Raw genomic sequence first — 13,828 nt, 5'->3', positions numbered from 1 at the left:
TAAAGTATAGGCATCACTTTTGTGGCTTATTGAAGCAAAACAAACATTGGAACCATGAAGTTATATAAAACCGAACACGGGATAATACTTGAAAAGGGAGATACTTTTTATCGCTTGCCAGAAACAGACTGGGATATTGTGGTCAACCGCGATGACCTCTATGAATGGCTTTCACTTCAGGCAGAAAGTTTAATCTCCGTGACTTTCACCGACGAATTTCCAATGCCGGAAGTCCTGGCGCCGATTGGTACCCAGGAAGTTTGGGCGTCCGGAGTAACATATAATCGCAGTAAGGAAGCCCGGATGGAAGAGTCTGAAAAGGCGGGTGGCGATACTTTCTATGACCGGGTTTACGATGCAGAACGCCCGGAGCTTTTTTTCAAATCCACTGCCTGGCGAGTGATCGGAAATCATGGGACCGTGCGGATTCGTCGGGATTCGACATGGGACGTGCCTGAACCAGAATTAACTTTATTTGCTTCTGAATCGGGAACTTTGGTTGGATATACGATTGGCAATGATATGAGTTCGAGAAGTATCGAAGGCGAAAACCCTTTGTATCTTCCTCAGGCAAAGTCTTATACTGGGAGTGCTGCGCTTGGCCCATGTCTTTATGTTCCGCAAGAACCCCTTTCTCCTGATACTGTTATTGATCTTTCGATCATCCGCGAAGGTGAGGAAGTTTTTAATGGAGAAATCACTCTCGCTTCCATGAAACGTAAGGCAGACGAACTGCTGCGTTTTTTATACCGCGAGATGTCCTTTCCAACTGGTTCTTACCTTATGACAGGCACCGGAATTATTCCTCCATCTGATTTCACACTTCAAATCGGTGATACTGTGCATATTACCATCGAACCGATCGGAACACTTACCAATACTGTTGGTTAGGGATACAAAAAAGCAGGTATGACCCGAAAATCATACCTGCCAACCTTAATTAATATTTGTAAACTTCTTGTAATCAAATTTTAAGATCCGGTTAAAGAAGATGCTCCCAAAAAAGTATAAAGCACATCTTTGATAAATCCTGCAAGTTTTGTTGCAATAGAACTATTAATTTCACATGCTTCTTCTTTCTCAAAAAAGGAAGTTGGTACTTCTTCGATTATTCTCTCATTCAACGTCACCATACGGCTCATTTTTGTAGCCAGATCCTTTGTGTAGGAAATAGCCGAAAGTCCTGATTGATGAACTACTGCTGTTTTGTGTATGACAGATTTCGCCGGGACCCTTTTTGAGCCATATTCTTTTACCGCATGAATTTCTTTTCCCGCCTGAAGCTTTTTATGCGCGACAAACATATTATGAGAATATCCGGTAGCACTTGCCTGTAAGCTGAAAAGGACTAATACGATAAGTAATTTTATAGTTTTCATGGCTCTGTTATTTCAGTCGTTTACAAAAAATGTTGTTATTGAAATCTTTGTAACTAATTGATAGTACAAATATATATGTTTTATAAGGTACATTGCAATACATAGTACCTTGTTTTTAACATTTTTTTTAATTTTTTTTCAAACTAGCTAAAAAAACATCAATGAACGGTCTGTCAGCTTGTTGAGAGATGGAAAATTAGGAAGAAAGGTTGCACGTAGAAAATAAACAATGCTGAACTGACGGAAAAGCCCGACGAAGTGTGGAATATCCTGATCAAACTATGTTGTCAGAAGTGGTCATTTATGGGCATGGGGTTGTCAGGAAAAATCAAAACATTATTAACCTGCAACCGGGGCAACTTTTTTATTACCACTATACCGCTCTTTCAACTTTAAAAAGTAAGCTTCAAAATAATAATAACTTAGTGTAGCGATGACATACGTGAAGACCAGACTGCCAATCAGGTTCACAGCCCAAAACTTCGTATTCAGGAAAATTTCGAAAAGTTTGAAGCAGAAAGGGTGGAAAACATAAAGTCCATAACTGACTTTTCCTGTGTAGATAAGTGGGCCCTGCGATAAAAATTTCTTCAACCAGTTGTCTTCGTTCAGACAGATAACGAAACCGATAAGGCTGCAAAAAGAAATTGAGGTTTGTAAAAAACTGACAGATTCCTGGATCGATGGGCCGACAAACCGGTTAAAAACCCAAACCATATTGACGGGTATCAAAAGCAATAGAAAATAAATTGCGTTTTTACGTTTTACAAATCCATGGTATTCCAGAAGTGCCAGAATTGCACCGATCGCGAGGTCGTCCATTCTTGTGAACGTGAAATGATGAATAAGCGGATAATGCTGACTCATATAAATCCTCAACACGAAAGAGGTAATAATGATCACGCCGATCCAGAAACTTATCGCGCGTTCTCTTAAATAGTAGATCAAAAATGGCCAGACCAGATAAAAATGTTCCTCTACAGCAAGCGACCAGAATTGTCCGGGCCCTTCCGATTTCCAACCAAAGGTGGTAGAAAAATCCTGAAGATAGATCCAGTAATATACCTGCAAACCAAACTCAGGGATGCTGCCACCAAAAAATAACGGGGTCAGGTAATAGATAACCAGGAACAAATAATAGAGTGGAAATATCCTGAGCGACCTTCTGACAAAAAAGTTGTAGAAATAATTTTTGCTTTCTCTGGTCGATAATAATATTCTGGTGATCAGAAATCCGGATAATACAAAAAACAGCGTTACGCCGGATTCTCCTTTAAGCGCAAACCTTTTAAGAAATTGAAATATGCTGCCCTGGGTTTCGAAATCAGAAAAAAAGTGGAAAAACATTACCATCAAAATGGCAATCGCCCTTACTCCGTCTAACTCTTTGTAATAACTTAATTTGATTTTTTGTTCACCTGAAATCATTCATGCCTGAAATTATACCTGACAAAGTTTTAATGAAGCGCGGGTTGGTAAGATTTTATAATTTTTAAGCCGGGAAATTGTTTGAAATTATCCCGGCTTAAATTTTTACTTTTCTCTGAAGAAAATCGTAATCGGTACTCCTGCGAAGTCAAAGTTTTCGCGCATCCTGTTCTCCAGGTAACGCAAATACGGATCTTTCACATGTTTTGGATTACTACTGAAAAATACAAACGTCGGCGAAGGCGTAGGCAACTGGATCATGTACTTGATATTGATATACTTTCCACGGTGAGCCGGCGGCGGATATTTTTCAATTTCAGCCTGCATTACGTCATTCAACTTCGAAGTGCTGATTTTCTTCGTCTTGTTTTTATAAACCTGCATCGCCATTTCCATCACCTGGTGAATACGCTGTTTTTCAACAACGGACGCAAAAATGATCGGCATGTAGTTCATCGGTGCAAGTTTTTCCAACAGCTGCTTTTTGAAAGTATCAGCTGTTTTAGAATCTTTTTCAACCAAATCCCATTTGTTCACCATGATCACGATACCTTTCTTGGCCTTATCAGCCTGACCAATGATCGTGATATCCTGTCCTTCCAAACCTAATGTTGCATCCAAAAGAATGATACAAACGTCAGATTCCTCCATCGCTTTGATCGAACGAAGCGTTGAGTAATATTCGATATCCTCATTCACTCGGGATTTACGACGCAAACCAGCCGTATCCGTCAAAATGAATTCCATACCAAAAGCATTGTAATGCGTGTGGATTGCATCGCGTGTCGTTCCGGCAATATCGGTTACAATGCTGCGGTCTGTTCCTGTCAGTACATTCAGGAAAGAAGATTTTCCAACATTCGGACGGCCCATGATTGCGATACGCGGAATACCAGCTTCCGGATCTTCAATTCCAGGCGTTTCAAAATGTTTGATTACCTCATCAAGCAAATCACCCGTTCCAAAACCGGTTTGTGCAGAAATCGGATAGATTTCATCGCCCATACCTAATTCATAAAATTCAGCTGCGGATTGGTAACGGTCTGTTGTTTCAGCTTTGTTAGCAACCAGATAAACCGGTTTGTTGAAACGACGCAAAACGTTTGCAAAATCTTTATCAAGATCGGTCAGTCCTGTCATAGTATCCACCATAAACAAAACTACCGTCGATTCTTCAATCGCCAGCTCAACCTGATCACGGATTGCTCCTTCAAAAATATCTTCTGATCCTACTACATATCCTCCCGTATCGATCACGGTGAAGTACTGGTCCGTCCATTCACCATAGCCATAGTGACGATCACGTGTAACGCCGCTCTGGTTATCCATGATGGCCTTGCGGCTTTCGATCAGACGGTTAAAAAGTGTAGATTTACCCACGTTCGGGCGCCCTACGATTGATATAATATTTGCCATTTTTATTTTTCTAATCTCTGCCAGAAAGTTTTTGGACAGAAACCCATTTTTATTTATTCTTAATGATAGAACCCTGATTGTCAGGATCTGAATTCAGGATTGAGAATGACGTTTCCTATTCTTCATATCCAAACTGACGAAGCTTGTTCTCCTTGCTTCTCCAATCCGGTTCTACTTTTACGTGTTGTTCAAGGAAAACTTTCTTGCCAAAGAAATCTTCCATGTCCTTGCGCGCCTCGCTGCCGATTTTTTTCAGCATCGCGCCTTTTTCCCCGATGATAATTCCTTTCTGGCTTTTACGTTCGACCAGAATTTCTGCCCGGATCACAATCATATCGTCGCGTTCCTTAAATTCTGAAATAACCACTTCGCTGCTGTATGGAATTTCCTGGCGGTAGTTCAGAAATATTTTTTCGCGAACGATTTCCGAAGCAAAGAAACGTTCAGGTTTATCGGTTAGTTCATCTTCATCAAAGTATGGTGGATGAAATGGTAACCGGGTAATAATTGCATCAAATAAAGTCTGCACGTTGGCATTTAACAGCGCCGAGATCGGGATAATTGCAGCAGGCTGAATTTCCTTTTCCCATTCTTCTGTCTTACGTTTCAGCTCTTCTTCATTCGATAAATCAATTTTATTTAATACCAGAATGATCGGTGCATTTGTTCTTTGAAGCAAAGGAATCACTTCGTGTTCCGCTGCTTTTTCTCCAACTTCTGTAACAAAAAGCACAACGTCAGCATCTTCCAGAGACCCTTTTACAAAGGTCATCATGGAATCGTGCAATTTATATGCAGGTTTTACAACACCCGGTGTATCTGAATAAACAAGCTGGAAAGGAATATCTTCATGTTTTCCGTTCAGAATTCCCATAATACGGTGACGCGTCGTCTGTGCCTTAGAAGTGATGATCGACATCTTCTCACCTACCAGCACATTCATCAAAGTGGATTTACCGACATTCGGCTTACCTATAATGCTCACAAATCCGGCACGAAAGTCGCGGAGAGCAATTGGTTTTTCTATATTTTCGTTCATAAGGTTTTTATTGTATTTCGTTGATTCAGAACTCCTTTAATTCTATAAAAAACGAAACTATTAAGGTGTTACAGTCAGCTTATCTTCCAGCATACGGTTTACATATTGCTGTGCAAAAGCCTTCACTTGTAATTCCATCGGGCCTTGTATGGCGGGTAATTTATCCTTTAAATTATTTTTCAAGAGCTTATCTTCCTGATAATTATACAAACCTACGGTTTTCTGGCCATCAAATTGCAATATATATGGACCATTGAACCATTGATATACACCATCGTAGTTTACAGCAAAGTTAATTGGCGGTTTTTGGAAGATGTTTTTCCCGAAAGCAAAATATGGTTTATCATAGTGCAGGTAACTTAAAACAGAAGGCATCACATCAATTTGCTGTACCAGAGTAGTATCGTCCCGGCCCGTCACCGTGCTGTCTCCCGGCGCGTAAAAAAGAATCGGAATAGAAAAATTTCCTACCGAAGTCTGGTATTCCGGATAATGCGCAAATGTGGCAGCGTGATCTGCCGTAATCACAAACAAAGTATTTTTATACCAGGACATCGTTTTGGCTTTGGCGAAAAACTTACGCAGCGCATAATCTGTATATCCCATTGTCTGGTAAACCGGCAATGGACCTTTCGGAAATTTTCCTTCATACCGCTGCGGCACTTTATACGGGTCATGTGAAGAAACTGTGAAAAGCGTACTCATAAATGGCTCTCTGAATGTACCCATTTTATCGGCCCAGAACTGTAAAAATTCTTCATCCCAGATTCCCCAGATCCCATCATAGTCCGCGTCGTTATTATACTCCGTCTTACCGTAATATTTTTCGATACCAATTAAATTGACAAATGCCTGGAAACCCATAGAACCATTTGGGGCACCGTGAAAAAACGAAGTAGAATAACCTTTTGCTTTCAAAATTTGGGGGAAACTTGGAAGCTTGTTGTCTGTATAACGCATCGTAACAAAAGGCTCCTTAATACCGGGAATGCTGGTTAAAACTGACGGGATGGCCTCAATCGACTTGGCTCCGTTGGCAAACGAATACCAATTGACCTTACTGTGCTGCATCAGCGAATCAATAAAAGGCGTGTAACCTCTATAAGTTCCATTTTCAAGATCGTGATTATATCCGCCAACCATCTCTTTTCCAAAACTTTCCCAGATCAGAATTACCACATTCATGGGTTTGAAAGCAGGTTGATTTGGTTCTGGTAAATGTACAGGATTGAAAATCTTATTCGCTTCCTGATAATTGTCAAAATAGCTGACACGCTCATAATCGCTCCTGCGCATCGTTTTGAAAATACAAAAAGGCGTATTGAGAACGATGAACATTTCCTTCGGCTTTTTCACATATTCTCCGGCATTACTCAATGTAATCGGACGAATACTATGGTCAAAACCTCCGCGGACTCCGCCAATAAAAAGCTTGACGATAATCCCCATCAATACCGCATGAATCAGGAAAAACGCCCAGATCGGAACATCCGTGCGTCCTTTAACTTTCAATAGCTGTGTAATTTTAATCAGTGAGAGCACGAGCAAAATCCAAATTACAGCCACATACCAGTACCTGACAAGAAATCCGCCAAAGAGCGAGCCCATATTATCCTGATTCGAAAATTCCTTCACGATTGTCCAGGTAGTACGTTTGATTGTGAAGCGATAATAAATAAAATCCATACAGTTTGCCATCAGGGCAATACTGTTAGTGATCACAAAAAGATAGTCGAGAAATCTCTGGTAACCTTTCCGATACTTGAACGTAAAAGGAACACACATCAGGAAAATGAAAAGAATATTGACGTAGAAAACGGCAACAATATCAAATTTTATTCCCCCACCCATTAAACTCAAAGCATGCTCAAAAGAAATTTCAGGAAAAAAAACAGTGTTGAATGCATAAAATAAAATACGGCAAATCATGAATAAAATCATAACCCAAAGTATTCGAAACAGCATTACAACATGTATACGACCCAATATAGAAGAAAGGGGCAACGGAAAATTCATATTTATTTTAATGGTGTCAGGAGGTCGTTGAAAATATTTTTTAGAAATTTTTTACAAAAATAGTTGTTTTTATTGAAACATTAGTCGTATGTTTGCACTCCAATTCAACGACACCGCGGGATGGAGCAGTTGGTAGCTCGTTGGGCTCATAACCCAAAGGTCGCTGGTTCGAGTCCAGCTCCCGCTACAAGAAAAGAAAGTCACTATCGAAAGATAGTGGCTTTCTTGCGTTTTAGGCATATTCAATTATTCAAGCAAATGGGTAGTTGGGCGAATAATCCAAAGATCGCTGGTCCGACCAGGCAGGCGATCCTCGCCAGCTCCCGCTACAAGAGAAAGGTCACTATCAAAAGATGGTGGCCTTTTTGAGTTTCTGGCACTTTTCTTAAATTATTTAAATTGTTCGTTGGCAGTAACCCAAAGGTCGCTGGTCCGACCGCGCAGGCGATCCTGGCCAGCTCCCGCTACAAGAGAAAGGTCACTATCGAAAGATGGTGGCCTTTTTGCGTTTCTGCCACTTTTCTTAAATTATTTAAAATTGTTCGTTGGCAGTAATCCAAAGGTTGCTGGTCCGACCGCGCAGGCGATCCTGGCCAGCTCCCGCTACAAGAGAGAGGTCACTATCGTAAGATGGTGGCCTTTTTGCGTTTCTGGCACTTTTCTTAAATTATTTAAAATTGTTCGTTGGCAGTAATCCAAAGGTCGCTGGTCCGACCGGGCAGGCGATCCTGGCCAGCTCCCGCTACAAGAAAGAGGTCACTATCGAAAGATGGTGGCCTTTTTGAGTTTCTGCCACTTTTCTTAAATTATTCAAAATTGTTCGTTGGCAGCAATCCAAAGGTCGCTGGTCCGACCGAGCAGGCGATCCTGGCCAGCTCCCGCTACAAAAGAAAGGTCACTATCGAAAGATGGTGCCCTTTTTGCGTTTCTGGCATGAAGAAAAACAACCTGATTAATCTTGCTCCCATTCGAGCATCCTGTTTATAGCATTGTATCAATATGCTATTTCTTCGGCTCCATCGGAGCCTCCTGCAATATCAAAAACTCAGATGGAGTTAAGGATGGGTGCTAAAATTGAAATTGCTATAAACAGGATGTTCCGAAGGAGCCGCGAAGAATCACCATTATTATTCAAACAAATTTTTGATGACCATTCAATCTATATTGAAAAACTATAACGATTTAACGCCTCCATCGATCAGCAATTCTGAGCCAATCATAAAGGTTGAATCGTCGGAAGCCAGGAAAAGTGCTGCTGAGGCAATTTCTTCCGGCTTACCTACCCTTTTTATCGGTGTAAACTGTGCCATATTTTCCTTGAATGCATTCGCCTCTTCTTTTGAAGATGTAACCTGGTCAAAAACATCTGTATCAACGGGACCAGGCGTAAGCACATTTACGCGAATTTTTCTATCCATCAATTCAACAGAAAAACTACGGCCCAGAGAGCGAATTGCGGCTTTTGTAGCAGAATATGATGCATGATTTGGCACACCTTTGGCGTTAGCTATGGACGATAACAAAATAACCGAAGCCCCATCATTAAGATAATTTACCGCTTTTTGTACGGTAAAAAAAGTGCCCTTAAAATTTACGTCACTTTGTTTATCGAACATTTCCTCGGTAAAGTCGGTCAACGGAGCCAGGACATAAACTGCGGCGTTTGCCACGAGCACATCAATTTTTCCATACTTTTCTCCGACCAATTTGTATAAATGATCCAGTTCTGCGAGTTTTGAAGAATCTGCCTGGATGGCTATGGCACCTGCGCCGATTTCGCCGGTCGCCTTTTTCAACGTGTCTGCATTGCGTCCAGTGATTATTACTTTTGCCCCTTCTGCTGCAAATAATTTTGCAGTCGCCAATCCTATTCCGGCACTTCCACCGGTAATTACGGCTATTTTATTGTTTAATTTCCCTGACATTGTGTTTGATTTAAATACAATGCAAAGCTCCGCCAATTTTATCGCCAGGAAGAGAAACCAGATTAAGAAATCAGGTGAAACCAGTTTCACTTTTCGCCTTCCTCTTTCGAATTCTCGAAAGGAATTGCGTAGTCATTCCCAAATAAGAAGCAAGGGCATATTGTGGCATACGCTGAGCTACCTGGGGATATTTTTCTAAAAAGTCATCATATCGCTTTTCAGCAGAAAGTGTCAGATTAGAAATAAATCTTCTTTGATGAAACGCCATTCCTCTTTCTGCCATCACTCTAAAAAACGTTTCATACTTGTGATTCAGGCTTTTCAATTCCTTTTCTTTTTCAAATTCTATTTGAAGTATCCGGCTGTTTTCCAGGGCAACTACAAACATGGTCGCCGGCTTTTGGTATATATAGCTATTGACATCTGAAATCCACCAGTCATCAATGGCAAAGGAAATTGTATGTTCCTGTCCGGCCTCATCAACCACAAATGCTCGTAGCGCCCCCTGCAAGACATAATTTCGATGCCTGGCAGTAAAGTCAGGCTGAATAATATATTGCCCTTTTCTTATTTGGTTTTCATGGAAATAACTACTAAACAAACGCGCCTCCTCGTCTGTCACTTCCACGAATTTTTTCAAATAGTTAATAATCCTGGCGCAATTATCCATGAATTGTCTAACAGTAAATATTTGTTTATTTTTATCTCGCAAAAAAAAGATACCGGCGATTCGGTTCATTGTTGTCGGCCCATGCCAACAAACATTCTCAGTCTGCAATCAAATCGCGGATCAATACCGACGCGCAAGTTGCCCCGAAAACTGCGGGCAGATAAGACATGGTGCCATATGCCGATTTTTTATAATTACTTCCATCTGTCAACATCAAAGATTCTTTCAATTGCTCTTCGGTCGAAAAAACAGCCTTGATTCCTTTATATATTCCCTCTTTCTTCAAATTTTTTCTTACTTGCTGAGCGAAGTTGCAGTTATATGTTTTTGAAATGTCAACCACCCGGATCATCGTCGGATCCATTCGTCCGCCTGCGCCCATAGAACTTACAATTGGAATTTTGCGCTGAAAAGCTTCTTTCAAAAACGTAATTTTCGGAGTGACGCTGTCAATGGCATCAACTATATAATCATACGAATTCACCGACAGGATTTCATCAACAGCTTCCGGATTGATAAAAGTTTTGACAACATGCAGCGTTAATTCCGGATTTATGGCTTTCAGTCTTTCTGCCATAATATCGGCTTTACTGACGCCATGATTAGTCGAAAGTGCCGGCAATTGCCTGTTTCTATTGCTCGGATCGACTGTATCTCCGTCTACAATGGTCATGGCCCCAACTCCATTTCTGCAAACAAATTCCGCTGCGAAAGAACCTACGCCACCCAGACCTATAATCAACACATGTGCTTTGCTCAGCTTAACAAGCTTTTCTCTTCCAATTAATAATTCGGTTCGGGAAAGCCAGGCGAAATCTTCCATTAGTAATGAAATACGTTTAAAAAGTTTTTTTCAAGTTGCAAAACAATCTCTTTTTCAGAAATTTCTTTTACCACCGCCGCTGATTTATAGATTTCTCTAATGTCAATATCCGCATCGTCAGTCTCTAAAAATATTTGTTCCAGAGGTGTAATTTTAAAAGTATTAAGAATTGCCGCATTTCCTCCAAGCAGAGATTTTCCGAAGGACAAATAATACCCAGCATCGATAACAGGCTGAATAAGCGACAATTTATTATTTATGCCATGAAAAATAACAGGAACGTTCACAGTTTTTAATTGAGCGAGAACTTCACTAAAAGCTCTAACACAATGGATAATTAACGGCTTATTCAAATTCCGGGCAAGTTTTATTTGCAATTGAAACGCCTTTAACTGCAAATCCCAGTCCGTTGACGAAAGCTTGTCAAGTCCACATTCTCCGATGGCAAGAACTTCGGATTTCTCTGCATTTTCGGCCAGATTAATAATTTGCTCATCCAGATAATCTGCATTAAGATACCAGGGGTGCAAACCCATGCTTACTTTTCGACCCATAATTTCGTGATCGAAATTTTTGTATAAATTTTCAATAAACAGGACATCTTCACTTACAGAATGTGGATGTGTGTGAATGTTATAGTACATATCAACTATTGATTAAAGATAAAATAATAGGGTCAATTTGTTTGCCAAACAGCATGAATAGGCGTCAATTTATTAAAAATCCGGGTATTCATTCTCAGTCCTTTCCGGTCAACAGGAGCCGATTCTTCAAATAATTGTCTTATTTTTGGCCATCTGCTAGATCATAATTGCCGAGTCCAAACAAATATGCACTACTCTACCTGGTTTGAAAATCCTGACAATAAGCTGAGAATAATCCTGTTAGCCTTTGTCATTTTACTGTTGCCTTTCCTTGCTCTTTCGTTTTTCGTTTTCCCGACAACCGACGATTATTGCCACGCACTTGGGGTAATTGACATGGGTTACTGGGGATATCAGGAACATTACTGGAAAACCTGGTCGGGCCGTTATATCGGAACTATTATTTCTGCCACGCAGCCACTTTCATACGGCTCATATCTGGGTTATAAAATCGCACCGATCATTTTAATCTGCCTGTATGCTCATGCGATGTGGGTATTTGTTAAGGCCATTACTTTGAACAAGCTGGTAACCTGGCAAACAGCACTGATCACGTTTTTGTTAACTTTTGTTTTAATTGCCGAACTTCCGATTGTTTCGGGCTATTTCTACTGGTATACAGGTTATTACTATACATTAGCAGACATCGGAACACTGCATTTGTTTGCATATCTATTCAGAAATTACTCAACGCTGAAAAGTAAACATATCGCAATCATCTGCCTTTCAATGATTATTTTGGTTGGCACAAATGAATATACGCTGGTATGGCTGGTTGCCTTAACAGGCGCCTTTTTCCTGTTCGGCTCTCTGGCAAATAAAAAAATTCAATATTCCGCGCTGATCATGTTCCTGATCGCACTCGCCTTTGGAGTGTTATCAATTACTGCTCCGGGAAATGCCGTTCGCGCAGAATCGGGACTTTATCCGACACCATTAAAATTCAATCTGGTCTTTTCAATCCAGAATAGTCTGGTCACCGGCGTTCTGAATTTCTCCAAGATGGCACCGACCTTGTGTGTTCTGGCACTTGTCCTGATCCCTTATGCCGCGCAGATCTATCATAAAAAAGGAAAAGAAGAATTCCGATTCTTGTCCGTTCACCCGATCATTTCACTAATTGTGTTTTTCGGTTGTCTATTCCTGACTTATTTTCCAACATACTGGTCGATCGCTGGCCCCCCTAACTTACGCGGACAATGTGTGATCACCTTCTGGACACTGATAGGATTCACTTACAATGTTTTTGTCATTACTTTCTGGGCGATTGAAAAATACAATTCCAACATTATCACCCGTTTCGGATTGATCGGCTGGGTTATTGCGCTATATTTTATTACCATTTACACCAGTAATTTTAATTACCGATCGGCCTGGTCGGATGTGTTGACAGGCCGTGCTGCACGTTTTTATGCAGAAATGGAGGCGCGTACGAAGCAGGTTTATGAAACAGAAGAGCATTCTGTTTATGTTCCGAAATTAAAAAATACTCCGTACTCGATTTTGATTATCACAGAGGCTCCGGATCCGGCATGGGGGTCAGTAGAATATAATAACGGCTGTGCAGAATGGTACTTCAAAAAGAAGTTTTTCTTAAAGTAAACACAAACCGGGAATACCTTCGGAGGTGAAAATGAGGCAGAAAATTTCTTAAATTTCATATAACCTGCACGTTATCTGAAGAAAAAAGTTTTTTGACCTTGTCATAATTCGAAAATTTATTTACCTTTGCAAGCCAAAATTACGGGTAGAAGAGATTTATAGCGCAATAATTTGATAATGAGATGAAACGTACCTATCAACCATCGAATCGCAAGAGGAGAAATAAGCACGGATTCCGTGAAAGAATGTCTTCGGCTAATGGCCGGAAAGTTGTAACGGCCCGTCGCAAGAAAGGTCGTTGGAAACTAACGGTTTCAGACGAAAAACGTCATAAGCAATAATCAAGGTTTGAAAGTTTGAGTAGGGTAATGCCTTGTTGGTAGTACCAAATCGGAGACACCTTGTCTTTAATCGTGTATTAAGTTCGATTAACTCTCAAACTTGATACACGTTTTTTTTCTACGAGAACTTGAAACAAACATTTGGTAAAAATGAGCGTTTGTGCAGCCACCGTGTAATCGGACGGCTTTTTCAAAGGGGTAGTGCGGATGTACATACGTTCTACCTCTTTCCTTTTAGGGTATTGTACATTTACGATACCGAAACTCCTCCCCCATTTCCACAGCTTTTATTTTCAGTTTCGAAACGGCAGTTCAAGAAAGCTGTTGACCGGAATCTTGTGAAAAGACGCTGTCGCGAAGCCTATCGTTTGAATAAGGCTGCATTAGTTTCTCTTCCTGCTGAATCGCGCCCTGCTTACATTGCTTTTTTGTATATTGCGAAAGAAATATCAACTTTTGACGTTATTGAAACAGCAATGAAGCAATCGGTAAATCGCTTGCTGAAATTACCTTCCGCTCTCCGGAAAAATCAAAATCAATGATTT

At 40.6% G+C, this 13,828-nt stretch carries 13 protein-coding genes and 1 tRNA gene; 5 read left to right on the top strand and 9 right to left on the bottom strand.

The window, feature by feature from the left end; all coding sequences use genetic code 11:
• Positions 1 to 54 precede the first annotated feature (54 nt).
• Positions 55 to 891: a fumarylacetoacetate hydrolase family protein gene (locus tag BMY70_RS15890; protein ID WP_090336768.1), complete on the top strand. Its 837-nt coding sequence runs from the start codon at positions 55 to 57 to the stop codon at positions 889 to 891.
• 80 nt (positions 892 to 971) lie between these two features.
• Here BMY70_RS15890 and BMY70_RS15885 read toward each other — a convergent pair whose 3' ends face one another.
• The 5 genes from BMY70_RS15885 to BMY70_RS15865 form a co-directional block, all read right to left on the bottom strand.
• On the bottom strand, positions 972 to 1,379 hold the full coding sequence (locus tag BMY70_RS15885; RefSeq protein WP_090336766.1) for a hypothetical protein: 408 nt from the start codon (positions 1,377 to 1,379) through the stop codon (positions 972 to 974).
• 339 nt (positions 1,380 to 1,718) lie between these two features.
• Positions 1,719 to 2,807, bottom strand: a complete 1,089-nt coding sequence (locus BMY70_RS15880) for an acyltransferase family protein (RefSeq protein ID WP_090336763.1) — start codon at positions 2,805 to 2,807, stop codon at positions 1,719 to 1,721.
• Positions 2,808 to 2,912: 105 nt separating this feature from the next.
• Complete coding sequence (der, locus tag BMY70_RS15875; protein ID WP_090336761.1) at positions 2,913 to 4,223, bottom strand: ribosome biogenesis GTPase Der; 1,311 nt, start codon at positions 4,221 to 4,223, stop codon at positions 2,913 to 2,915.
• 115 nt (positions 4,224 to 4,338) lie between these two features.
• Complete coding sequence (era, locus tag BMY70_RS15870) at positions 4,339 to 5,262, bottom strand: GTPase Era (protein WP_090336758.1); 924 nt, start codon at positions 5,260 to 5,262, stop codon at positions 4,339 to 4,341.
• Between the two features lie 60 nt (positions 5,263 to 5,322).
• Complete coding sequence (locus tag BMY70_RS15865; RefSeq protein WP_229209639.1) at positions 5,323 to 7,203, bottom strand: LTA synthase family protein; 1,881 nt, start codon at positions 7,201 to 7,203, stop codon at positions 5,323 to 5,325.
• 189 nt (positions 7,204 to 7,392) lie between these two features.
• On the opposite strand from BMY70_RS15865, the gene BMY70_RS15860 reads away from it, so the two are divergent.
• Positions 7,393 to 7,465 (top strand) — tRNA-Met (locus BMY70_RS15860).
• A gap of 985 nt (positions 7,466 to 8,450) precedes the next feature.
• Here the strand turns inward: BMY70_RS15860 and BMY70_RS15855 are convergent.
• From BMY70_RS15855 to BMY70_RS15840, 4 genes are all read right to left on the bottom strand, one after another.
• On the bottom strand, positions 8,451 to 9,203 hold the full coding sequence (locus BMY70_RS15855; RefSeq protein ID WP_090336753.1) for a glucose 1-dehydrogenase: 753 nt from the start codon (positions 9,201 to 9,203) through the stop codon (positions 8,451 to 8,453).
• Positions 9,204 to 9,273: 70 nt separating this feature from the next.
• Entirely contained in the window at positions 9,274 to 9,843 is a 570-nt protein-coding gene (locus BMY70_RS15850) for a Crp/Fnr family transcriptional regulator (RefSeq protein WP_229209638.1), read from the bottom strand.
• A 127-nt stretch (positions 9,844 to 9,970) separates the two neighbouring features.
• Complete coding sequence (locus BMY70_RS15845) at positions 9,971 to 10,696, bottom strand: tRNA threonylcarbamoyladenosine dehydratase (protein WP_090336751.1); 726 nt, start codon at positions 10,694 to 10,696, stop codon at positions 9,971 to 9,973.
• A complete protein-coding gene (locus tag BMY70_RS15840) occupies positions 10,696 to 11,340 on the bottom strand; it encodes a TatD family hydrolase (RefSeq protein WP_090336749.1) in 645 nt (214 codons plus the stop codon). The genes BMY70_RS15845 and BMY70_RS15840 overlap by 1 nt, the downstream gene beginning before the upstream one ends.
• A 186-nt stretch (positions 11,341 to 11,526) precedes the next feature.
• On the opposite strand from BMY70_RS15840, the gene BMY70_RS15835 reads away from it, so the two are divergent.
• The 3 genes from BMY70_RS15835 to BMY70_RS15825 all read left to right on the top strand — a co-directional run bounded on the left by BMY70_RS15835 (position 11,527) and on the right by BMY70_RS15825 (position 13,825).
• A complete protein-coding gene (locus BMY70_RS15835) occupies positions 11,527 to 12,942 on the top strand; it encodes a hypothetical protein (RefSeq protein ID WP_090336747.1) in 1,416 nt (471 codons plus the stop codon).
• Positions 12,943 to 13,124: 182 nt separating this feature from the next.
• Complete coding sequence (rpmH, locus tag BMY70_RS15830; protein ID WP_090336744.1) at positions 13,125 to 13,283, top strand: 50S ribosomal protein L34; 159 nt, start codon at positions 13,125 to 13,127, stop codon at positions 13,281 to 13,283.
• A gap of 128 nt (positions 13,284 to 13,411) precedes the next feature.
• Positions 13,412 to 13,825, top strand: coding sequence for a ribonuclease P protein component (locus BMY70_RS15825; protein ID WP_090336742.1), 414 nt, complete (start codon positions 13,412 to 13,414; stop codon positions 13,823 to 13,825).
• Positions 13,826 to 13,828: the final 3 nt, after the last annotated feature.

Source organism: Dyadobacter koreensis (genome assembly GCF_900108855.1).
In the GTDB taxonomy this organism is placed as follows: Bacteria; Bacteroidota; Bacteroidia; order Cytophagales; family Spirosomataceae; genus Dyadobacter; species Dyadobacter koreensis.
This window is presented reverse-complemented; position numbering and strand designations above follow the sequence as displayed.

Coding starts and splice junctions, on each gene's coding strand:
- BMY70_RS15890 (WP_090336768.1), top strand. CDS start 55: ATGAAGTTATATAAAACCGAACACGGGATAATACTTGAAAAGGGAGAT.
- BMY70_RS15885 (WP_090336766.1), bottom strand. CDS start 1,379: ATGAAAACTATAAAATTACTTATCGTATTAGTCCTTTTCAGCTTACAG.
- BMY70_RS15880 (WP_090336763.1), bottom strand. CDS start 2,807: ATGATTTCAGGTGAACAAAAAATCAAATTAAGTTATTACAAAGAGTTA.
- der (WP_090336761.1), bottom strand. CDS start 4,223: ATGGCAAATATTATATCAATCGTAGGGCGCCCGAACGTGGGTAAATCT.
- era (WP_090336758.1), bottom strand. CDS start 5,262: ATGAACGAAAATATAGAAAAACCAATTGCTCTCCGCGACTTTCGTGCC.
- BMY70_RS15865 (WP_229209639.1), bottom strand. CDS start 7,203: ATGATTTTATTCATGATTTGCCGTATTTTATTTTATGCATTCAACACT.
- BMY70_RS15855 (WP_090336753.1), bottom strand. CDS start 9,203: ATGTCAGGGAAATTAAACAATAAAATAGCCGTAATTACCGGTGGAAGT.
- BMY70_RS15845 (WP_090336751.1), bottom strand. CDS start 10,696: ATGGAAGATTTCGCCTGGCTTTCCCGAACCGAATTATTAATTGGAAGA.
- BMY70_RS15840 (WP_090336749.1), bottom strand. CDS start 11,340: ATGTACTATAACATTCACACACATCCACATTCTGTAAGTGAAGATGTC.
- BMY70_RS15835 (WP_090336747.1), top strand. CDS start 11,527: ATGCACTACTCTACCTGGTTTGAAAATCCTGACAATAAGCTGAGAATA.
- rpmH (WP_090336744.1), top strand. CDS start 13,125: ATGAAACGTACCTATCAACCATCGAATCGCAAGAGGAGAAATAAGCAC.